This window comes from Romboutsia sedimentorum, from assembly GCF_030131845.1.
GTDB lineage: Bacteria > Bacillota > Clostridia > Peptostreptococcales > Peptostreptococcaceae > Romboutsia_D > Romboutsia_D sedimentorum.
Window position 1 is genome coordinate 118,268 of the sequence record NZ_JASKYM010000007.1, and the last position, 22,403, is coordinate 140,670.

Here is a 22,403-nt window from a genome sequence, read left to right on the forward strand (position 1 = left end):
TCCTGTTTATACTTTAAGGGGCTTGATTATTTAATATATTTTAAATTATTGTCCTAATGCTTCTTTTCTTAATATTTCTGCTTTATCAGTTCTTTCCCAAGTTAAGTCTATGTCAGTTCTTCCTAAGTGACCATAAGCTGCAACTTGCTTGTATATAGGTCTTCTTAACTCTAAATCTCTTATTATTGCACCTGGTCTTAAGTCAAAGTGCTTGTTTACTAAGTTTACTAAAATTTCTTCTGAAACTTTTCCTGTTCCAAAAGTATCTACAAATACAGATAATGGTCTAGCAACACCTATTGCATAAGCTAATTCTATCTCACATTTGTCTGCAAGTCCTGCAGCAACTATGTTTTTAGCTACGTATCTTGCAGCATAAGCAGCAGATCTATCAACCTTTGTAGGATCTTTTCCTGAGAATGCTCCTCCACCGTGTCTTGAGTATCCACCGTAAGTATCTATTATTATTTTTCTTCCTGTAAGACCTGTATCCCCTTGAGGTCCTCCTATAACAAATCTTCCTGTTGGGTTTATGTATATTATAGTTTCTTCATCAAGTAATTCAGCAGGTATAACAGCTTTTATAACATGCTCTATTAAGTCTTTTCTTATTGTTTCATTATCAACTTCTTCTCCATGTTGAGTTGATATAAGAATAGTATGAACTCTAACTATTTTAGCTCCATCATATTCAACTGTAACTTGAGTTTTTCCATCTGGTCTTAGGTATTCTAATAATCCTGATTTTCTAACTTCAGTTAATCTTCTAGCTAATTTATGAGCTAATGATATTGGTAAAGGCATTAATTCTTCAGTTTCATTACATGCAAACCCAAACATTATACCTTGATCTCCAGCCCCGATAGCCTCTATTTCTTCTTCTGTTTCTTGACCTACTTTACTCTCTAATGCTTCATCAACACCCATTGCTATATCTCCTGATTGTTCATCTATTGAAGTTATAACCGAGCAAGTATTGCAGTCAAATCCAAATTTAGCTCTTGTATACCCTATTTCTTTTACTGTATTTCTTACTACTTTTGGGATATCTACATATGCAGATGTACTTATTTCACCTGCTACTAAAACTAATCCTGTAGTTACTACTGTTTCACAAGCTACTCTTGATAGAGGATCTTTCTCTAATAATGCATCTAGTATTGCGTCTGATATTTGGTCACAAATTTTATCTGGATGCCCTTCTGTTACTGATTCCGATGTAAATAAATGTCTTGCCATTTTTTGTTTCCTCCTTAATTTATAATGTATTTTAATTTGCACAGGCCTGAGGTTACCTATACGTTAAATATTAATTAGACTTTATAAAGTAACAGTTTAGCAATTTATTATTGAATTAAAAAAACCTCTTCTTATACAAGAAGAGGTTAATTAGTATATATCAATACGTTAATTAACTAACCTCATCTTCCAAAACTGTACAGTCTCGTAGGATTTAGCACCATTTCCCAAATGGGTGGTTGCCGGGCTTCACAGGGCCTATCCCTCCGCCACTCTTGATAAGGTAATCAAGAAAAATTATTAAGTTCTTTTTTATTTATTTATTACTGAATAATACTTTACCTTAATTTTAAAATTATGTCAATATTTTTTTATTTTAAAATATATTTTTTTTACTATATAGTATCGTATCTTAACTTAATTTCATATTATATCTTATCTACTTTAAGATAGGTCTTTTTTAGGCCAAATTTTCATATATTTCTTTTGAAGGGGGTGTTCCTATGTACTTAGCCAAGGTAAATTATAAAAATGAAAATATTGTACAAATATTAAATTCAGTACTTAAAGATTTAATTGATGAGAATACAGTTGTGGTTTGTATAGGAACAGATCGGGCTATAGGTGATGCTCTTGGCCCTTTAGTTGGAACAATGCTAAAGAATAGTGACTTTAAATTCCCAGTTTACGGAACACTAGATAATCCTATTCATGCTTTAAATATATACGAATCTATTGAACATATAAAACTATCCCATCCAAAGGGCAACTTCTTGGCTATAGATGCATGTTTAGGATCTAGAAGTAGTATAGGCAATGTACAGGTTAGAAAAGGTCCAATTCTTCCTGGAAAAGGTGTAGGAAAAAAACTCCCTCAAATAGGAAATTATTCTATTGTAGGAATTGTAGATAAGATAGATGAAAATAACAGATTTTCTTTTAACAACGTAAGGCTTAGCTTTATATTAGAATTAGCTGAAATAATTTCATTAGCGTTGTTACTTTCTACGTAATTTTTTCCTATTTAAGTTTTTAAAAATAATCTCGCATCATTTCTTTACATAAATTGCTACTAGTTAAGCGAGTAATATTTCCAAACAAAAAAGTCCTATTGCTAGGACTTTTTTTTTACTTTTGAACAAGTGCAAACATTAACTCTCCACTACATGCAAGCTCTTCTGCGACATAAGCTTTACCTATAGCTTTTCCAATATTTCTTCTTACTGAGATCATCTCTACTTCCATAGTTAATACATCTCCTGGTCTTACTTCTTTTTTAAATCTAACTTTATCTATACCTGCAAATACACCTAATTTACCTTTATTCTCATCCATAGACATCATAGCTACACATCCAACTTGAGCCATAGCTTCTATTATTAAAACTCCTGGCACTATTGGATAATCTGGAAAATGACCTTGGAAAAATGGCTCATTTGCACTTACATTTTTTATTCCTACTGCTCTTTTTCCTTCATCTAATTCTATAACTCTATCCACTAATAAAAATGGATATCTATGTGGTATTAATTCTTTTATTTGATCTATATTTAACATTTAAATACCTCCTATTTTCTTTTTTTGAAGGTTCCTCCTGTTTCAAGCAAATCTAAAGAGCCTAATGCTTTTCCTGTTCCTTTGGCAACACAAGATAAAGGTTCATCAGCAACCATTACTTTAATTCCTGTTCTTTCCTCTATTCTTTTATCTAGTCCATATAATAGTGAACCTCCACCAGTCATTATTATTCCTGAATCACTTATATCCGCAGCTAATTCTGGAGGTGTTTTTTCTAGTACTGAAAGTGTAGTTACTACTATTTGTTCAGCACACTCATCAAGGGCTTGTAACATTTCTGAAGAGTTTATAATTATAGATTGTGGTAATCCTCCAACTAAATTTCTTCCGCTTATCTTCATGCTTATTTCTTCTTCTCTTTTGTATGCAGTACCTATTTCTATCTTTATTTTTTCAGCACTTCGATCTCCAATAAGAAGGTTATGTTGTTTTCTAATATACCTAACGATAGCTTCATCGAATCGATCTCCACCTACTTTTATAGATTCACTTACTACAGCTCCCCCTAAAGAGATTACAGCTATATCCGAAGTTCCTCCACCTATATCTATAACCATACTTCCGTTAGCCTTAGATATATCTACTCCAGCCCCAATTGCAGCTGCTATAGGTTCTTCTATTATATATACTTCTCTTGCTCCCGCTTGACGTGTAGCTTCTTCTACAGCTCTTTTTTCAACCTCTGTGATTCCAGTTGGAACACAAACCATTATTCTAGGCATGAAAAATCTACCAAAGCCCTTCTTGTCTACAACTTTGTTTATGAAATAATTAAGCATTTTTTCAGTTACATTATAGTCCGAAATAACACCATCTCTTAGCGGCCTTATTGCTACTATATTACCCGGTGTTCTCCCTATCATTCTTCTAGCTTCTTCACCTACAGCTAAAACAGTATTGGTTCTCTTTTCTATTGCTAAAACAGATGGCTCCTCTAGTACAATTCCTCTTCCACTAACATATACAAGTACATTAGCCGTTCCTAAGTCTATACCTATATCAGCTCTCGACATTTTTAAAACTCCTTTTGTTTTATTTATTATATTTAAACGTTTGATTATTTTCTTTTTAAAACACTCCTATAATACAAAATATACAAAAACGCCGTTTTAGTCAAGAACAATATAAAAAAATGTAGGCTTTAGCCTACATCTTTTTTTATATCCTTTTCATATTTAAGCTTAGTAGCCATGCCACCTCTTATGTGTCTTTCGGATTTATTCTTTTCTAAAACCATCTTAACCTCTTTAGCTAAAGATGGATTTATTTCTTCTAATCGTTCTGTTACATCCTTGTGAATAGTACTTTTGCTGACTCCAAAAGTTTTAGCTGTTTGACGTACCGTAGTATTTTTTTCTAGTATATATTTTGCCACAACGATTGCTCGTTCTTCTATATGAGATCTCAAAATTTCCCCCCCTCACATACTAGCCTTAATCATATATATGTAAAAACGCAAAAAAATATAACAGATTTAATCAAATTTGATTAAATCTGTTATATTTTTATTTTGTTAAATTCATTGGGTCTATTGCTTGTTTTGCTTTAAATGCCTCTATATGTACATGAGTTCCCTCTTCACTTTCAACTATAGAAGTATTTCCTACGTTCCCTAAAAGTTCGCCTTCTTTAACTACTTGACCTTTTTTCACTTTTGTTTTTTCATTTAAATTAGAATATATTACCACGACATCATTATCACTTTGAACTTTTACTGATGTTCCATTTTCATCATCTTTAAATACATCAACTACTTTTCCTGATAATAAAGATTTTATTGCTTGATTCTTCTCTGCACTAACATCTAAACCTTTATGTATTTCCCATACAGCTAATGTTTCTGAGTAGCTAGGTTGTTTTTCTGAGTACTCTCTTGTTATTGCTTTTCCTAAAAAACCTAATTTAGAATCATTTTCTTTTACTTGTTGTTTTTCTTTTTGCTTAGCTTGTTGTAAATTTTCTTCTGACTCTGATGTTGTTGGAACGGCATCATTATTTTCTTTCTTTATTAAATGCAATTCATCATCTTTTTTGCTACTTTTTTCAGTGTTATTTACAAATTCATTGTTAGAAGCTAATTCATCTACATTGTTTTTTGTAAACCAGACTCCTCCAATTGCTAGTAAGCAAATGCATGCAAATAATCCTAAGTAAAAACCATCTTTTTCTAATAGCTTTTTCTTCATACAGCACCTCCAAATATATTTATGTATTTATATTGTTGTCTATAGTTTCTATTTTTATACAATTTATGTATTTTTTTGAAACAATATTTATTTAGAGATTATAAGCGTACTAATATAAAAAAAGATAGATAAACAACATATGTTGTTTATCTATCTTTTTTTATGTTAGTACAAATCTTTTATTTGAGTACCTTTATAGTAATGAGATAAAATTTCATAATACTTATGTCCTTCTTTTGCCATACCTTCTGCTCCCCACTGACTCATTCCTACTCCATGTCCATAACCCTTTACTACAATATCCAAATAATTTTCATTGAATTTTATATCAAAATTAGCTGAGTTTAGATTTAATATACTTCTAACATCAGTTCCCTTAATTTCTTTATTGCCTATTTTAATTTTGTCTACAGATCCACCATTACTTCTTTCAAGTATTTTAATTTCATTTTTTAAATCATTTTCATTTACTTGTACCCCACCATAACTTCTCTTAAATTTATCTACAAAGTCTTTATTGCTAATTTGTAGTGCAGACACATATTTAGGTGAATAATTTTTATCATATGGACTTTCAACTGATTTTAAATATGGATATGCTTTAGAAAATACCTCTTCACAGTTTTCCGTTTTACCTGAAGATGTTGAAAAATACAAAGTGAGTATAGGCTCATCATTATAAGTTATAATATGACCTTTAGTTTCCTTTACAGCTTGTTGAATTTTTGAATAAGAGTTTTTCATCCAATTTTTTCCGTTTTTTGATTTTAATTCATCATAACTTTTATATTCTTGACAGTGTTTAAAATCTGTACAAACTACAGCATTTTTATGTTTGTTTGAATTGCCTTGATTTTCTTTATACATTACAAAAGTTCTTGCAGCCACAGCTTGAGCTTTTAAAGCCTCTAAACTAAATTCTGAAGACATCTCTCCAGCTAATACACCACATAAATATTCTTCTATATCCATTTTCTGAGTTTTACCCAATTTATGATTATACACATTTATGGTCGGTGACTTTTTATTAATCGTTTCATAGCTTGTTAACTTCTTTTCAGCTTTTTTTACTATTTGTTTTGTAACTACAACAGTTTTTTTATCTTCTTTAGGTGTTACTTCTATTGAATCGTAAGATACTACACTTGTAAGTATCGGTATCGCTATAGAGCAAACAACTACGCTTGCTAAAACTATTAAAGGGTTCTTCATATACTTTTCCTCCTTAGTTTAATCCTTGTCCTTAAAGTATATGAACAACCCTATTCTTTTATCACAATTAATTTATTAATCTTCTATTATTTCTATGTTTCCACCTAATGCAGTTATCTTCTTATCTATGTCTACATATCCTCTTTGTATATGGTATATTTCACCTATTTGAGTTTCACCTTCTGCTATAAGTCCACATAATATAAGTGCAGCACCTGCTCTTAAATCTGTTGCATTAACCTTAGCTCCATGTAATTGATCTACTCCATTAACTATAGCGCTTCTGCCTTCTATCTTTATGTTAGCACCCATTCTATTGAATTCAGCAACATGCATAAATCTGTTTTCGAATACAGTTTCTATAGCTACCCCTGTTCCGTTTGATATAGTCATCATAGCCATAAATTGAGCCTGAACATCTGTTGGGAACCCTGGATGTGGTAAAGTTTTTATATCTATTGGTTTTATAACGTCTGGTCCTATTACTCTTACAGCGTTATCAGTTTCTATTATTTCACAACCAGCTTCCTTTAATTTAGCTACTACTGGCTTTAAATGTTCCATCATTACATTTTCTATTGTTATATCACCTTTTGTCATAGCTGCTGCAACCATATAAGTAGCTGCTTCTATTCTATCAGGTATTACTGTATGCTCTGCACCTTTTAATTCTTTAACTCCGTTTATTTTTATAGTATTTGTTCCAGCACCTTTTATACTAGCTCCCATTTCGTTTAGGAAGTTAGCTAAGTCAACTATCTCTGGTTCTTCTGCTGCGTTTTCTATTATTGTAATACCGTCTGCAAGAGCAGCTGCCATCATTATATTTTCAGTAGCTCCAACTGATGGGAAATCTAAGTATAACTTAGCTCCTGTTAATTTCTTAGTTGTAGCTTCTACAAATCCATGATCCATCTCTATGTTAGCACCTAAGTACTTAAATCCTTTTAAATGTAAATCTATAGGTCTTGTTCCTATAGCACATCCCCCTGGCATAGATATTTTAGTATGATTAAATCTTGCAAGTAATGGTCCCATTACTAAAAAAGATGCTCTCATTTTTCTTACAAGTTCATATGGAGCTTCACATGTGCTTATGTTGCTTGCGTCTACTGTTAATACATTATCTGTATAATCTACCTCAGCTCCTAAATGTCTTAATAAATCAGATATAACATGTACGTCTCTTAAGTTAGGTACACCTTTTATTGTTGATTTTCCGTTTCCTAATAATGTTGCTGCTATTATTGGTAATACTGCATTTTTTGCTCCATCTATTTTAACACTACCTCTAAGTGGGTTACTTTTCTTAACTAATATTTTTGCCATTTGATTGACCTCTCCTCATTATTAATAGTCTAATTTGATAATGGGCGTAGCAATATATATGAGAGTTTTCTCATCATCTTCGCTATACCTCATCCCTATATTTAAATTTATCTTATTTCCTAAATATTCTAAGTAGTTTTTATGTAAAACTTCACTATACGCTGTTATCGATATAAAGTTTTCCTCTTCTACTCTATCTATTTCTTCAGCATTCATATTATATAATATTTTCTCTAAAATATCATCATATTTCTTTATTTTTAACTTTTTTGTATATTCTCCTGAGATACATGTATTTATATTCAATTGAGAAACATGCTTGTTGAGAGTATTCTCAAGAATTGTATAAATGTCCACTATACTTTTATATACTTTATTCTCTAATATGTCAACTGTTATGTATGACTCTTTGTTATTTTTTTTAGTAGCAATTATAGAAATGCTTTTTTCTTGCGTCTTAACTTGGGCATATATTTGTTTTTCGCTTTTATTCCAATTTTCTTCCCATTTTATATTACTTTCTTCTAGCCCAAGATTATTAATAACTTCAATACACATATCCGTCATCTCATTCTTAGATATATCATGATTTATTTCAGCATTTGCTTTTATATTATAAAACTTAAATTCAGCCTGTGTACTATTAAAGGCTTGTATAAGTTGCTCATATTCATTATTTGATTTTATATCAGCATATGATATTAACATTCCTGCTAACATCAGTGCAAAAAAACTTATTGTTAATTTTACTATTTTCATAAAAAATCCCCCTTAAAATTATCATATTTATACTTGAATTATTGACAATTTTAAGGAGGATATACTTTATATACTCACTATTTATTTTTTTAATTTTTCTATTAAATTACTTTCAAATTCTTCTATTCCTATTCTTTCTAAAACCTTAGATATTCTTTCTCCAGGCTCCCCTAGTTCACTATATGTATCTAATATTTTTTGTACCACGTCTTCCATTTCTTCTTCTTGATATAAATCCGTTAATTTATCTCCAAATCTATATCCTCTTCCCATTCTACCACCAAGATATATAGCCATTCCTTGTTTTTCAACTTCCATGGCTCCAAATGGACAAGCAACTGCACATTTTCCACAATTTACACATTGTTCTTGATCCCACACTAATTTTTCATCTATAAGTTTAACTGCTTTTTGTCTACATTGTTTAGTACATATTCCACAGTTTTTGCACTTCTCTTTATTGAATTTCACATAAGCTTGTCCAACTATACCTATGTCATTAGTGTTTGCTTTTGCACAGTTGTTCGGGCATCCTACTAATGTTATTTTAGTTTTTGATGGTAAATCGTATGCAAAATATTTATCATGTAATTTTCCACAAAGTCCTTGAGTGTCATATATACCGTGTTGACATACAGTTCCTTTACATGCAACTAAAGGTCTAACTTTTTTCCCCGTTCCTCCATGAACTAATTTAGCTTCTTTTAGTTCTCTTTTTATATCTTCAATGTCTTCATATTTAATCCAAGGAATTTCTACTGCTAACCTAGTAGTAAGCCCTAGATACCCTCTACCATACTTCTCAGATAACCTAGATAGATCATTTAATTGTTGTGCTTTAAAATTACCCGCTCTACTTAATACTCTTATTGCAAAGTATCCTTCTTGTTTTTGTGCTAATATCCCTTCGCCCTTTAATCTAGCTATTTCATCTTTACTTATCACAATAAACACCACCTATTAATTTATATATATAGGTTATCATACTTAATACCTATCATCTAGAACATTTATTCATTTTATATATTTTATATTATTATGCATATCATTACTTTTTTTAATGGTATATAAACCCAATCAAATATTTTATTTTGTTAATGTAGTGTTCTTTTTAAGAACATACATACTCAATAAAAAAGCACCTCTTAATGATTTATTTCATTTAAGAGATGCCTATTTTTACTATTTTTTATTATTCAACTGTTACTGATTTAGCTAAGTTTCTTGGCTTATCTACGTCACAACCTCTTTCAACTGCAACATAGTATGATAATAATTGAAGAGGTAGCACTGTTAATATACTTGATAGTATATCATCTACATTTGGTATATATATTACCTTGTCAGCAGCCTTTTCAACTTCTTTGTTCTTTTCTTGAGCTATAGCTATAACATATGCTCCTCTAGCTCTTACTTCAGCCATGTTAGAAACCATCTTCTCAAATAATTCCCCTTGAGTAGCTATTGCTATTACTGGTGTTCCTTTTTCTATTAATGCTATTGTACCATGCTTTAATTCTCCAGCTGCAAAAGCTTCTGCATGAATATAAGATATTTCTTTTATCTTTAAAGCACCTTCCATAGCTAAGTTATAATCTAATCCTCTACCTAGATAGAATGCACTATGAGCTTCTTTTAACGTTTTAGCAACGTCTTCTTTGATATAAGTTTCTTGCTCTAGAGCTTTTTCTACTTTAGATGGCATTTCTTTTAATTTTTCTATCATTTCATTGTAGAACTCTTTAGTTATAGTTTCTCTCTTTATAGCAAAATCTAATGCTATCATATAGAATGATACTAATTGAGTAGTATAAGCCTTAGTAGATGCAACAGACACTTCTGGCCCTGCCCATGTATAGAATACATCATGAGACTCTCTAGCTATAGAAGAACCTACAACATTAGTTACTGCTAATATTCTAGCTCCTCTTTCTTTAGCATATCTTAAAGATGCTAATGTATCTGCAGTTTCTCCTGATTGACTTACTAATATTAATAATGTGTTTTCATCTATAAATGGATCTCTATATCTAAATTCAGATGCTATATCAGTTATTACTGGTATTTTAGCAAACTTTTCTATAGCAAATTTTCCAACAAGTCCTGCATGATATGCAGTACCACATGCAACTATATAAACTTTATTTATTTTTTCTAAGTCTTGCTTAGTCATTTTTATATCATCTAATTGGATTTCTCCATTATCATTTAATCTTCTTATTAATGTTTCTCTAACTCCACTTGGTTGTTCGTACACTTCTTTTAACATAAAGTGCTCATATCCACCTTTAGATGCAGCTTCTACATCCCAAGTTATTTTTGTAGCTTCTTTTTCAACAACTTCTCTATTTTCATTTAAAACAGTTAATTTATCTCCAACCATGTGAACAAATTCCCCATTTTCTAAGAAATATACATTTCTAGTATACTTTAATATAGCAGGTATATCTGATGCTATGAAGTTTTCACCTTCTCCAAGACCTACTACTAATGGGCTATCTTTTCTTACAGCTACTAATTCATTGTTGTTGTCTTTGCATACAACACCTAGTGCATACGCTCCTCTTAATCTTTCAGTAGCCTTGTAAACAGCATCTAGTAAGTTTCCTTCATAGTACTTATCTACTAAGTGAGCTACTACTTCTGTGTCAGTTTGAGATAAGAATAATACACCTTCACTTTGTAATTCTTCTCTTAACTCCATGTAGTTTTCTATTATACCATTATGAACAACAGCTATTGTTCTATCCATATTGAAATGAGGATGAGAGTTTACATCTGATGGTTCTCCATGAGTTGCCCATCTAGTATGCCCTATTCCTAATCCACCTTCTATTGGATTTTTTTCTAAGTCTTCTGCTAATATTGCAAGTCTTCCTTTGAACTTTCTTATCTCTAATTCATTTCCAACGTTAACTGCAACTCCTGCAGAATCATAACCTCTGTACTCTAACTTAGAAAGTCCTTCTATTAAAACCTCTGTTGCTTGTCTGTATCCTAAATATCCAACTATTCCACACATATTCAAAATCCTCCTAAAAATATTATTTGTTTGTTTATATTTTTAGAGTTAGGTCATATGTTTACATAAGCTTCCCTTTGTCCATAGAATTACTTCTATGATTTAAGGAAGTTCTAACGATGGTAAACACACCGCAGAGCATCCGCCGACAATTCGATAAACTCTGACCTCGTCAACTTAACAATTATTTATTTAAATAATCAGCTGCTAAGTTCTGGCGCTTATAAAGCAAATACTAATATGTATTAGTATTTACTTTTAATTTACGATAGTTTTTCTTGTATAAGATTAGCTAAGTTTGTAGCTAGTTCTTTTATTTGACCTTCCTCTTTACCCTCTAACATAACTCTTACTAGTGGCTCTGTTCCTGATGGTCTTATTAAGACTCTTCCACATCCATCTAATAAGCTTTCTATTCTTTCTATTTCACTTTTTATTTGTGGGTATTCCATGTATCTATTCTTGTTTTCATTTTTTATTCTAGCATTAACTAGTACTTGTGGATACTGAGTCATTACTGCTGCTAGTTCTGATAATTTCTTTTGTTCCTCTAATACTATTTGAGCTAGTACTAGTGAACTTAAAACGCCATCTCCAGTTGTATTGTAATCTAAGAATATCATATGGCCTGATTGCTCTCCACCTAAGTTATATCCACTATTTTTCATTTCTTCTAGTACATATCTATCACCTACACCAGTAGTAGATAGTTTTACACCATGTTCTTTAGCTGCAATAGTAAGACCTATGTTACTCATTACTGTAACTACTAATGTATCTTGTGCTAGCTTACTCTTTTTCTTTAAGTATATAGCGCTTAATATCATTATATGGTCTCCATCAACAATGTTTCCAGCTTCATTGACAGCAATTAATCTATCTGCGTCTCCGTCATATGCAAGACCTAAATCTGCTTTATGTTTTAAAACAGCTTCTTGTAATTTTTGTGGATGAGTTGATCCACACTTATCATTTATATTATTCCCATTTGGTTCACTATTTATAGTTATAACACTTGCACCTAATTCATCAAATACTATTGGTGCAACTTTATATGCTGCTCCATTAGCGCAGTCTAAGACTACTTTTAGTCCCTTAAAATCTACATTTATTATAGATTTTAAGTAATCTATATAATCTCTCTGTGCATCATGCATGTGTATTTTTTTACCTACTTTTTCTCCAACTGGGTAATAATCTACTTTTTCTATGTTGTCTATATAGTTTTCTATGTTTAGTTCAACTTCATCATCTAATTTATATCCATCTTCATTAAAGAACTTTATTCCATTATATTCAACTGGGTTGTGTGATGCAGATATAACTACTCCACAATCAGCATCATATTTTTTTATTAAATATGCAACAGCAGGTGTTGGCACTACTCCAACAGTAATTACATCACATCCAACAGACATAAGTCCTGATATTAATGATGCTTCTAACATATCTCCTGATATTCTTGTATCTTTTCCTACTATTACTTTAACCTTTTCTTTTCCTTGAGCTAAAACGTAACCTCCAGCTCTCCCTAACCTATATGTTAAGTCACAAGTAAGCTCTGTATTAGCTATACCTCTTACCCCATCTGTTCCAAAATATTTTCTCATTAAAAATCTCCTTTCACGACGAAAAGCTTATCAAATTATAATATATTATTATGCACACATAAATGTTATTGATTCTCTAGTTTATTCCATAAGGACATTTTAATATATATAAACAAAAAGGACAATAGAAATGTTTCTATTGTCCTTTTTTTGTAATTTTTGAGTATTAATATAATACTATTTTATAGCAGCTGCACCCTTTAATAAAGCGTCCTTATTTAAAGGTACAAACTTCTCTTTACTAGGTCCAAATACTTTTTTGAAAGCTTCTAAAACTGAGTCAACTTCTACTGCTGGCTCTGTTTTTAGGTAAGCTCCTAGCATTATCATATTTGCAACTCTAGGGTTTCCTAATTCTGAAGCTAGATCATTTGCTTGTATATAATAAACTTCAATATCGTCTCTTTGTACTTTTTGCTCTATAAGAGAACTGTTTACTATTATTTTTCCACCTGGCTTAACTTCACTTTCAAATTTTTCAAGTGATGGTAAGTTCATAACTATTGCACAAGTAGCATCTCCTGTTATAAGAGGAGAACCTACTGGGCTATCAGATACAGTTACTGCACAGTTAGCTGTACCTCCACGCATTTCTGGTCCATATGATGGTAACCAAGAAACTTCTTTACCTTCTAGCATTCCTGCATAAGTAAGTAATTGTCCCATAGACATAACACCTTGACCGCCGAATCCTGCACATATTACTCTAGCTGTAGACATATTACTTCACCTCCCCATTAAGATCAATATTTTTTAGATTTCCTAAAGGATAGTATGGCATCATATTGTCTCTTAACCATTGTAATGCGTCATTTGGTGCTAATCCCCAGTTAGTTGGACATGTAGATAATACTTCTACTATACCAAATCCTAATCCTGCATGTTGAACTTCAAAAGCTTTCTTTATAGCTTTCTTAGCTTTTCTAACATTAGCAGGTGTATCTACTGAAACTCTCTCTACAAATACAGCTCCTGGTAATGTAGCTAACATTTCACTCATTTGTATTGGGAATCCTTGTTTATCTATTTCTCTTCCGTTTGGAGCTGTAGTAGCTTTTTGACCAACTAATGTAGTTGGAGCCATTTGTCCACCAGTCATTCCATATATAGCATTATTTACAAATATAGTAGTGAATTTTTCTCCTCTAGCTGCAGCATGAACTATTTCAGCTGTACCTATTGAAGCTAAATCTCCATCTCCTTGATATGTAAATACTGTTTTATCAGGTTGAATTCTTTTTATACCTGTAGCAGCTGCTGGTGCTCTACCGTGAGATGCTTCTTGCATATCACAATTAAAGTAATTATATGCTAGAACTGAACATCCAACTGGAGCTACACCTACAGTATCTCCTAATACATCTAATTCATCTAATACTTCTGCTACTAATCTATGGATTATACCATGAGTACATCCTGGACAATAATGAGTTTGAGCATCTGTTAAACCTTGAGTTTTCTTAAATACAACTGACATTATCTAACACCTCCTACAGCTAATTCACTTTCTACTACTTCTTTAGCTTTGTTAGCTATTCCATCTGGATCTGGTATCATTCCACCAGCTCTTCCATAGAAGTGTACAGGTAATCTTCCTTCAACTGCTAATCTTACATCCTCTACCATTTGACCCATACTCATCTCAACAGTTAATAAGTTTTTAGCTTCTGGTATCTGATTGAAAGCTTCAACTGGGAATGGCCATAAAGTTTTAGGTCTTATAAGACCTGCCTTTATTCCTTCTCCTCTTAATATCTCTATAGCATTTTTTACTATTCTAGATGTAGTACCGTAAGCTACGAATACTAATTCAGCATCTTCTGTTTTGTACATTTCATAATCAACTTCATTTTTTTCTATTTCTTTATATTTAGCTTCTAATTTTATACAATGTTGTTCTAATTCATCTGGTTGTAAGTATAATGAATTTATTATATTAGGTTTTCTTTTTCCTTTAGTTCCTGTAGTTGCCCAATCTTTAACTGGTAATTCTCTAGTTTTAGGAGCTCTAAATTCTACTGGCTCCATCATTTGTCCTATCATACCATCTGCAACTACCATAACTGGTGTTCTGTAGAAATCTGCAACATTGAAAGCTTCCATTATCATATCAACAGCTTCTTGAACAGTAGCAGGTGCGAAAACTGGTGTTCTATAGTCTCCATTACCTCCACCTCTTGTAGACATGAAGTAGTCAGCTTGAGAAGGTTGTATTCCACCAAGTCCTGGACCTCCTCTCATTACGTTAACTACAACGCATGGAAGTTCAGCTCCTGCTGCATAAGTTATACCTTCTTGCTTTAGTGCTATTCCTGGAGAAGATGAAGAAGTCATAACTCTAGCTCCTGTACCTGCTCCTCCGTATATCATATTTATAGCAGAAACTTCTGATTCTGCTTGAACGAATACTCCGCCAACATTAGGTAACTCTTTAGCCATATATTCTGGTAATTCATTTTGTGGTGTTATAGGGTAACCGAAGAAGTATTTGCATCCAGCTTCTATAGCTGCTTTTCCAAATGCTTCGTTACCTTTCATAAGTATCTTAGCCATTAAAATTCCCCCTTAATTTTTAATTAGTCTCTCTCTACTGTTATTACTGAATCTGGGCACATAGTAGCACAGTTTGTACATCCTATACATTTATCCATATCATTAACTGATGCTGGATTGTATCCCTTTTTATTAATTTTACTATTATCCATTGATATAATTTTTACTGGACATGCATCTACGCATAATCCACAACCTTTGCAAAGGTCTTTATTAAAAGATACTGTTCCTTTAGCCATCTTCTTATGCCTCCTTAAATCTTTCTATATATTTGAGCTCAAACTACATCCAATCTTCTCTCATATAAAGCTTTATTGGGAATACTTCCCCTTCTAAATCCTTAGGTAACTGCGGTATAAGGTTTTCCATACACACAACATACTTAACTGGTATATCGCATAGCTTTGATACTTTTGATACCAATGCTTGTCCTCTTAATATATCTTCTATTGTAGTTGATCTTATAAGATGTGTATTGTTTATTAAACCTGTAACTTTAAGTCCTGAAGACTTTTCTATTGCTCTTATATGTTCAATGACTTTTTCAGCAGTCTGAGTTTGCTCTCTATTTGCATTTACTACACAAAACATATCATAATCATTTTCTTTTATTAAATGATTAAATCTTCCTACTACTCTTGCACCTACATTATCCCCACCAACATCCATAACATACTCATAAGACTTATCATTTATTGGAGTTGTTATTTGACCTGATAATGCTGGCAAATCTAGTGTTGGAGCATCTATTGAACTATCTATTGGAAGTATATCTAATGATTTTAATAATTCTTTTTTCTCTCTTGTTCTAAAGTATACGTTTACCACATCTAAATCTGATAAAGCAACTTTATTTTGTACTTCTTTTCTCAACTTAGTGACATAATTTATAGCAAATTCACTTTTTCCACTTCCATAATGTCCTATTATGATTCTTATTCTGTTATCGTTAGTTATCATTATCTCACCCATTAAGTCATATAATTAAATTCATATATGTTATTTGTTTAATGCTACTTTATATGCACTGTACTGCACAACCATATACTTGAGGTTCTTCTTCTTTATTTAAAACTCTAAGTCCACCTTGTGCTAATGCTATCATCTCATCTTCACCTGGGTAAACCTTTACATCAGATATAAAATTAACTCTTTCTTCTATCATTCCTGTAAACATCTTAGAATAAGCTATTCCACCAGTTAAAAGAACTGCGTCTACCTTTCCTTTTAATACTGATGCACAAGAACCTATCTCTTTACTTACTTGGTAAGCCATAGCTTCATAAACTAATTTAGCTTTTTCGTCTCCAGCTTCTATTCTAGCTTCAACATCTCTACCATCATTAGTATTTAAGTATCCTACTAGACCACCATTTCCTTTTATTCTTTTCTTTATTTCATCTTGAGTATATTTTCCACTAAAGCACATTTTAACTAAATCACCTACTGGTAATCCACCACTTCTTTCTGGAGAAAATGGACCTTCACCATCTAGAGCATTAGCAACATCTATTACTTTACCATTTTCATGTGCTCCTACAGATACTCCTCCACCCATATGAGCTACTATAAAGTTACAGTCACTATATTCCTTATTTAATTCCTTAGCTGCTCTTCTAGCTGTAGCTTTTTGGTTTAATGCATGGAATATACTTTTTCTATCTATTTCAGGTATTCCTGATACCCTAGCTACCTCATTCATTTCATCAACAACAACAGGGTCTACTATGTATGATGGTATATTAACTTGATCCCCTATTTCTTTTGCTATGATTCCACCTAAGTTTGATGCATGTTCACCTAAAACACCAACTCTTAGATCTTCTATCATAGGATTATTTACAACATAAGTTCCACCTTGTATAGGTTTAAGAAGACCACCCCTACCTACAACTGCGTGTAAATCACTTGTCTTAACTCCACCTTCTACTAATGCTTCTTCTATAACATTTTTACGAAATTCAAACTGATCTGAGATTTTTTCATATTTCCCTATTTCTTCAGAAGAATGTCTTAAAGTTTTTTCAAATACCAAACTCTCATTATCAAACACAGCTATTTTAGTTGATGTTGAACCTGGGTTTATTGTTAGTATTTTGAATATATTATCCATATGCCTACCCCCTAATATATTAAGCTTTAGCAGCCATTAGTACACCTAAAGCTATTGAATTTAACTTAGTTTCTTCATTATCTGCTCTTGAAGTTAATATTACAGGAGCTTTTGCCCCTACTATAAGACCTGCATTTTTTGACTTCGCAAAAAATACTAATGATTTATATAATATATTTCCAGCTTCTATATCTGGAGCTAATAATATATCTGCTTTACCTGCTACAGGATGATTTATTCCCTTATGATTTGCAGCTTTTATTGATACTGCATTATCTAATGCGAAAGGTCCCCCTACTATACAACCTTTAAGTTCTCCTCTTTCGCACATTTCTTCTAATTCTTTTGCATCTATTGTATCTTGCATTTTAGGATTTACTTTTTCCTTTGCACATAGCGCTGCTACCTTTGGTATGTCTATATCTAATGAATGTGCTACAGTACATGAATTTTCTATAATTTGTTTTTTAACGTTTACATCTGGTGCTAAGTTCATTGCTGCATCTGTTACTAAAAATAATCTGTCATATCCTTCTATATCAAATACTGCAACATGACTTAATACATTTCCAGTTCTCAAACCAACTTCTTTATTTAACACAGCTTTTAATATTATAGCTGTATCAACTAGCCCCTTCATTACCATATCTGCTTTTCCTTGTGATACTAATTCAACTGCTTTAAGAGATGCTTCTGATAAGTCTTTTATGTCTATTAATTCATAATTATTAAGATCTATATTTATACTACTTGCTATTTCTTTTGTTTTTTCTATGTCCCCAACCAAAATAGCATTAGCTATTTCTTCTTTTCTTGCCATTTCAACAGCCATTAAAACTTCTTTATCTTGGCAACATGCCACTGATATAGTTTTAGGTCCCCTATCTCTTGCAAACTTTATTACTTCTTCAAAATTTCTCATCTAATCCCACCTCATTTTTCATATGTAAATAAAAAATATTTTTATACTTTCAATTCTAAATAACAATTAATTCCATTTTATTTTAAACAATTTGTTCTTACATTTAAAGTATACACTTTTTAGTATCGTTTTCCCAGTCCATTGTAAATTTTTTAATTTTTCAGATTATTTCACTATAAGTTGTCTTTACTTTTATAGTATTACTAAAATAAATAAGGTGCAACAAAAATATGCGTTTTTATATTTAAAACGACATTTTCTGTTGCACCTTCAATTTATAATTATACATTTTATTCTGTTTTACTTGGATTAACTACTATGCTTTTAAGATTATATTTTACATCGTATTTTATATCATACTTATCACCTTCACCAATCTCTTGCTTTAGGTCTATATATAATACTATATCTGATTTTTTTATAGTGCCCATATTTTCTAAATATTCAATGCTAACGTTAATATTATCCGGTATCTTTAAAGTGCTTGTATCTATATTACTTTCATTATTTCTTATCTCAATATCTTGTGGTGTATACTCAAAATTTTCTTTGATTATATTTATAGTATTAAGTTTTATAGTAATATATTTAGTTTCTGCTTCTAAGCCTTCTGGAAGATTTAAATATATCTCCTTAGAAATTCCATTAGCTACTTCATTTATATCTACCGATTGAGTTTCTATAGACTCTGTTTTATCTACAATGTCTTTTTTACCTTTTATTGTTACACTCTCTTGACTTAATGTGTAGTCTTTTAAATTAATTTCTTCATTAAATTTTATTCTTATAGGAACTTTCTTTTCTTCTAGTAAAGTTACATTCACTGCAATTGATGATTGTTCTAATTCTACACCTACTACTTCATTACCTTTTTTATCTACAGGCATTAAGCTTACTTGATTAGAAAAATCATTTGTATTTGATCCTACATCTAATATACCTACCACGTTCTTAACTTCTTTTACCAAGCTTCTAGGACCTGATACGGATATATTCTTTTTATCTTTACTTATTTGATCTATTTTTGATTTATCTTGTACTTTTATTTCAACAGCTTTCTTTTCTGTTACAAGTTTTTCTAAAGTAACTATTTGTAGATTATCTTTAATATCATGTGTAATCTGACCTGGTGCGCTTGCTGTTAAATAAATTTCATTTTTTCCTTCTATTGGGTTCTTTATTTGCCCATCTATATGAATATTTTCTTTTTTAATCTTTTTAAGCTTTGATAGTTTACCAGAAAAATTTATATCAGATGTTATTTCTGTATTTGGATATATCACAAGATCATTTTCTTTTAATTCATTCATATTGGTTATAGTTACTGGAATATTTTCAAATAATTTAGTTTCATCTGGGTCTACTACTTCCATAACATATAACCATAGTACTAGTGCACTTAACAGGGATATTATTTTTATTTTTGTATTATTTTTAAATTTACCTATCATCTGAATATACCACCTTTAAAGAAACTTTTCTCATCTGTTTTAGGTTTTAAATTACTTCTTAGTATATTTGCCATTCTGTCTTTTGAGATATTTCTATACAGCTTCCCTGCTTTAGCTATAGATACATCTCCAGTTTCCTCAGAAACAATAAGTGATATACAATCCGAAACTTCACTCACACCTACTGCTGCTCTATGTCTAGTGCCTAAATCTTTACTTAAATCTTTACTTTCAGACAACGGTAAAAAACATGCCGCTGCTTTTACTTGTGAGTCCCTAATAACAACTGCTCCATCATGTAATGGTGTATTTGGTATAAATATATTTATCAATATCTGTCTTGATACGTCTCCATCTATCTTAGTACCTGTATTTATTATGTCACCTATTTTAGTTTGTCTTTCCATAATTATAAGGGCACCTATTTTTTGTCTTGATAATGAATATAGTGCTTCAACTATTTCTTCTATTGTTTTATCTAGTATCTCTTCCACGGTATTCTGTGTGTTTTTCATAAAAAAATTAAACTTAGCTCTACCTATATGTTCAAGCCCTGCTCTAAGTTCCGGTTGAAAAATAATAAGAGCAGCTATAACTCCAAAATCTAAAGCATTTAACAATATCCAATAAAGAGTATGTAATTTTAAAATTTCACTTACTTGGGTTGCTACCAATAAAAAAAGTATTCCTTTTAAAACTTGTTCTGCTCTTGTATCTTTTAAAAACATAAATATTTTATAAAATATATATGCAACTATGGATATATCAATTACGTCATTTATTGTTATTCTAAAAAGTATCTCTAAAAATCCACTAAAAAAAGAACTTATATCCAACACAGTTTTACCCTCCTGTTCGACAACTTCTTAATTATTTATACTATGTATTATACTATATTAACCAAACTATATACAATGTATATAATTATATAAAAAAAAAGTTTCACATTAGTGAAACTTTCTTTATTGGTGAGCGCACAGGGATTCGAACCCCGGACACACGCCTTAGAAGGGCGTTGCTCTATCCAGCTGAGCTATGCACCCATATTTAATATGGAGCGGAAAACGAGATTCGAACTCGCGACTTCAACCTTGGCAAGGTTGCGCTCTACCACTGAACTATTTCCGCATATTCAATGGCGGGAATAACAGGACTCGAACCTGTGACCCATTGATTAACAGTCAATTGCTCTACCAACTGAGCCATATTCCCGCGTATTTAATTTGGCGACCTGGAAGGGACTCGAACCCTCGACCTCCAGCGTGACAGGCTGGCATTCTAACCAACTGAACTACCAGGCCGCATATATAAGTGGTGGGACTAACAGGGCTCGAACCTGTGACCCCCTGCTTGTAAGGCAGGTGCTCTCCCAGCTGAGCTATAGTCCCGGGAATTAAATATTGGAGCGGGTGAAGGGGATCGAACCCTCACAGCTGGCTTGGAAGGCCAGAACTCTACCATTGAGCTACACCCGCATATTTAATTGGTGGAGGATGGTGGATTCGAACCACCGAAATCGTCGATAACAGATTTACAGTCTGCCCCCTTTGGCCGCTCGGGAAATCCTCCGTATTTATGGAGCTAGTGATAGGAATCGAACCTACAACCTGCTGATTACAAGTCAGCTGCTCTACCGTTGAGCCACACTAGCATATTTGGCGGGAATAACAGGACTCGAACCTGTGACCCATTGATTAACAGTCAATTGCTCTACCAACTGAGCCATATTCCCGCGTATTTAGTTTGGCGACCTGGAAGGGACTCGAACCCTCGACCTCCAGCGTGACAGGCTGGCATTCTAACCAACTGAACTACCAGGCCGCATATATATGGTGGGACTAACAGGGCTCGAACCTGTGACCCCCTGCTTGTAAGGCAGGTGCTCTCCCAGCTGAGCTATAGTCCCGGGAATTGGTGACCCATAGGGGAATCGAACCCCTGTTACCGCCGTGAAAGGGCGGTGTCTTGACCGCTTGACCAATGGGCCTTACTTATTTTTTCATAAATAAATAACGTGGCTACGTCTTACTCTCCCAGGCAGTTACCCACCAAGTACCATCAGCGCTAAAGAGCTTAACTTCTGTGTTCGAAATGGGAACAGGTGTATCCTCTTTGCTATTATAACCACATTATATTATATCCATCTATTAAACAAATATTATATTAACATTCTTTTACAAAAGCGTCAATACTATTTTTCTTTATTTTTTATTAAAAATAAGATGATATAATACTTTTAAAACTGTATACATTTAGGTTTTAATCATTTAAATTGGTCAAGTCCTCGACCTATTAGTATCGGTAAGCTAAATACATTGCTGCACTTACACCTTCGACCTATCAACCAGGTAGTCTTCCTGGGGTCTTACCCTTACGGTGGGAAATCTTATCTTGAAGTCGGCTTCGCGCTTAGATGCTTTCAGCGCTTA

21 protein-coding genes, 12 tRNA genes, 2 rRNA genes and 1 riboswitch are annotated in these 22,403 nt (G+C 32.2%); of the genes, 1 reads left to right on the forward strand and 34 read right to left on the reverse strand.

Features of this window, described 5'->3' with window-relative positions; all coding sequences use genetic code 11:
- Positions 1 to 45 precede the first annotated feature (45 nt).
- Positions 46 to 1,239 carry a methionine adenosyltransferase gene (gene metK / locus QOZ84_RS12665; RefSeq protein WP_284133332.1) on the reverse strand — a complete coding sequence of 398 codons (1,194 nt, stop codon included), beginning with the start codon at positions 1,237 to 1,239 and terminating at the stop codon, positions 46 to 48.
- A 179-nt stretch (positions 1,240 to 1,418) separates the two neighbouring features.
- A riboswitch (SAM riboswitch) is annotated at positions 1,419 to 1,524 on the reverse strand.
- 218 nt (positions 1,525 to 1,742) lie between these two features.
- Between metK and yyaC the strand changes: the two genes are divergently transcribed.
- Positions 1,743 to 2,252 (forward strand): spore protease YyaC, encoded by a 510-nt coding sequence (yyaC, locus tag QOZ84_RS12670; RefSeq protein ID WP_026899922.1) that lies wholly within the window; start codon positions 1,743 to 1,745, stop codon positions 2,250 to 2,252.
- 115 nt (positions 2,253 to 2,367) lie between these two features.
- Here yyaC and fabZ read toward each other — a convergent pair whose 3' ends face one another.
- From fabZ to QOZ84_RS12835, 33 genes are all read right to left on the reverse strand, one after another.
- Complete coding sequence (gene fabZ, locus QOZ84_RS12675; protein ID WP_284133333.1) at positions 2,368 to 2,796, reverse strand: 3-hydroxyacyl-ACP dehydratase FabZ; 429 nt, start codon at positions 2,794 to 2,796, stop codon at positions 2,368 to 2,370.
- 11 nt (positions 2,797 to 2,807) lie between these two features.
- Positions 2,808 to 3,830, reverse strand: a complete 1,023-nt coding sequence (gene mreB / locus QOZ84_RS12680) for a rod shape-determining protein (protein ID WP_284133334.1) — start codon at positions 3,828 to 3,830, stop codon at positions 2,808 to 2,810.
- Positions 3,831 to 3,958: 128 nt separating this feature from the next.
- Positions 3,959 to 4,225: a sporulation transcriptional regulator SpoIIID gene (spoIIID, locus tag QOZ84_RS12685; RefSeq protein ID WP_026899919.1), complete on the reverse strand. Its 267-nt coding sequence runs from the start codon at positions 4,223 to 4,225 to the stop codon at positions 3,959 to 3,961.
- A gap of 97 nt (positions 4,226 to 4,322) precedes the next feature.
- Positions 4,323 to 5,003, reverse strand: a complete 681-nt coding sequence (locus QOZ84_RS12690; RefSeq protein ID WP_284133335.1) for a M23 family metallopeptidase — start codon at positions 5,001 to 5,003, stop codon at positions 4,323 to 4,325.
- A gap of 165 nt (positions 5,004 to 5,168) precedes the next feature.
- A complete protein-coding gene (gene spoIID, locus QOZ84_RS12695) occupies positions 5,169 to 6,215 on the reverse strand; it encodes a stage II sporulation protein D (protein ID WP_284133336.1) in 1,047 nt (348 codons plus the stop codon).
- A gap of 75 nt (positions 6,216 to 6,290) precedes the next feature.
- Complete coding sequence (gene murA / locus QOZ84_RS12700; protein ID WP_284133337.1) at positions 6,291 to 7,544, reverse strand: UDP-N-acetylglucosamine 1-carboxyvinyltransferase; 1,254 nt, start codon at positions 7,542 to 7,544, stop codon at positions 6,291 to 6,293.
- Positions 7,545 to 7,565: 21 nt separating this feature from the next.
- Complete coding sequence (locus QOZ84_RS12705; RefSeq protein ID WP_284133338.1) at positions 7,566 to 8,303, reverse strand: YwmB family TATA-box binding protein; 738 nt, start codon at positions 8,301 to 8,303, stop codon at positions 7,566 to 7,568.
- Positions 8,304 to 8,384: 81 nt separating this feature from the next.
- Positions 8,385 to 9,248, reverse strand: a complete 864-nt coding sequence (locus QOZ84_RS12710) for a 4Fe-4S binding protein (protein WP_284133339.1) — start codon at positions 9,246 to 9,248, stop codon at positions 8,385 to 8,387.
- Between the two features lie 247 nt (positions 9,249 to 9,495).
- Entirely contained in the window at positions 9,496 to 11,325 is a 1,830-nt protein-coding gene (glmS, locus tag QOZ84_RS12715; RefSeq protein ID WP_284133340.1) for a glutamine--fructose-6-phosphate transaminase (isomerizing), read from the reverse strand.
- A gap of 263 nt (positions 11,326 to 11,588) precedes the next feature.
- On the reverse strand, positions 11,589 to 12,935 hold the full coding sequence (gene glmM / locus QOZ84_RS12720; protein WP_284133341.1) for a phosphoglucosamine mutase: 1,347 nt from the start codon (positions 12,933 to 12,935) through the stop codon (positions 11,589 to 11,591).
- 177 nt (positions 12,936 to 13,112) lie between these two features.
- A complete protein-coding gene (locus tag QOZ84_RS12725) occupies positions 13,113 to 13,655 on the reverse strand; it encodes a 2-oxoacid:acceptor oxidoreductase family protein (RefSeq protein ID WP_284133342.1) in 543 nt (180 codons plus the stop codon).
- 1 nt (position 13,656) lies between these two features.
- On the reverse strand, positions 13,657 to 14,412 hold the full coding sequence (locus tag QOZ84_RS12730) for a thiamine pyrophosphate-dependent enzyme (RefSeq protein ID WP_284133343.1): 756 nt from the start codon (positions 14,410 to 14,412) through the stop codon (positions 13,657 to 13,659).
- Positions 14,412 to 15,488, reverse strand: a complete 1,077-nt coding sequence (locus tag QOZ84_RS12735; protein ID WP_284133344.1) for a 3-methyl-2-oxobutanoate dehydrogenase subunit VorB — start codon at positions 15,486 to 15,488, stop codon at positions 14,412 to 14,414. Before QOZ84_RS12735 ends, QOZ84_RS12730 begins: the two co-directional genes overlap by 1 nt.
- 23 nt (positions 15,489 to 15,511) lie before the next feature.
- A complete protein-coding gene (locus QOZ84_RS12740) occupies positions 15,512 to 15,727 on the reverse strand; it encodes a 4Fe-4S binding protein (RefSeq protein WP_284133345.1) in 216 nt (71 codons plus the stop codon).
- Between the two features lie 43 nt (positions 15,728 to 15,770).
- Positions 15,771 to 16,448: an ATP-binding protein gene (locus QOZ84_RS12745; protein ID WP_284133346.1), complete on the reverse strand. Its 678-nt coding sequence runs from the start codon at positions 16,446 to 16,448 to the stop codon at positions 15,771 to 15,773.
- Between the two features lie 58 nt (positions 16,449 to 16,506).
- Positions 16,507 to 17,601 (reverse strand): butyrate kinase, encoded by a 1,095-nt coding sequence (gene buk / locus QOZ84_RS12750; RefSeq protein WP_284133347.1) that lies wholly within the window; start codon positions 17,599 to 17,601, stop codon positions 16,507 to 16,509.
- 19 nt (positions 17,602 to 17,620) lie between these two features.
- The gene (gene ptb, locus QOZ84_RS12755; protein WP_284133348.1) at positions 17,621 to 18,523 is read right to left on the reverse strand and encodes a phosphate butyryltransferase; all 903 of its coding nucleotides are present in this window, start codon (positions 18,521 to 18,523) and stop codon (positions 17,621 to 17,623) included.
- 290 nt (positions 18,524 to 18,813) lie between these two features.
- Complete coding sequence (locus tag QOZ84_RS12760; RefSeq protein ID WP_284133349.1) at positions 18,814 to 19,974, reverse strand: CdaR family protein; 1,161 nt, start codon at positions 19,972 to 19,974, stop codon at positions 18,814 to 18,816.
- Positions 19,971 to 20,813, reverse strand: coding sequence for a diadenylate cyclase CdaA (gene cdaA, locus QOZ84_RS12765; protein ID WP_284133350.1), 843 nt, complete (start codon positions 20,811 to 20,813; stop codon positions 19,971 to 19,973). Before cdaA ends, QOZ84_RS12760 begins: the two co-directional genes overlap by 4 nt.
- Before the next feature lie 127 nt (positions 20,814 to 20,940).
- Positions 20,941 to 21,017, reverse strand: a tRNA-Arg gene (locus tag QOZ84_RS12770).
- A gap of 10 nt (positions 21,018 to 21,027) precedes the next feature.
- Positions 21,028 to 21,102 (reverse strand) — tRNA-Gly (locus QOZ84_RS12775).
- An 8-nt stretch (positions 21,103 to 21,110) separates the two neighbouring features.
- Positions 21,111 to 21,186: transfer RNA gene (locus QOZ84_RS12780), tRNA-Asn, on the reverse strand.
- Between the two features lie 12 nt (positions 21,187 to 21,198).
- A tRNA-Asp gene (locus tag QOZ84_RS12785) sits at positions 21,199 to 21,275 on the reverse strand.
- Between the two features lie 11 nt (positions 21,276 to 21,286).
- Positions 21,287 to 21,362 (reverse strand) — tRNA-Val (locus QOZ84_RS12790).
- A gap of 13 nt (positions 21,363 to 21,375) precedes the next feature.
- A tRNA-Gly gene (locus QOZ84_RS12795) sits at positions 21,376 to 21,449 on the reverse strand.
- Between the two features lie 9 nt (positions 21,450 to 21,458).
- Positions 21,459 to 21,543: transfer RNA gene (locus QOZ84_RS12800), tRNA-Tyr, on the reverse strand.
- Between the two features lie 7 nt (positions 21,544 to 21,550).
- Positions 21,551 to 21,625, reverse strand: a tRNA-Thr gene (locus QOZ84_RS12805).
- A gap of 5 nt (positions 21,626 to 21,630) precedes the next feature.
- Positions 21,631 to 21,706, reverse strand: a tRNA-Asn gene (locus QOZ84_RS12810).
- Between the two features lie 12 nt (positions 21,707 to 21,718).
- Positions 21,719 to 21,795, reverse strand: a tRNA-Asp gene (locus tag QOZ84_RS12815).
- 9 nt (positions 21,796 to 21,804) lie between these two features.
- Positions 21,805 to 21,880, reverse strand: a tRNA-Val gene (locus QOZ84_RS12820).
- 6 nt (positions 21,881 to 21,886) lie between these two features.
- Positions 21,887 to 21,961 (reverse strand) — tRNA-Glu (locus tag QOZ84_RS12825).
- Between the two features lie 25 nt (positions 21,962 to 21,986).
- Positions 21,987 to 22,103, reverse strand: a 5S ribosomal RNA gene (rrf, locus tag QOZ84_RS12830).
- Between the two features lie 143 nt (positions 22,104 to 22,246).
- Positions 22,247 to 22,403 (reverse strand): 23S ribosomal RNA (locus QOZ84_RS12835); the annotation flags it as partial.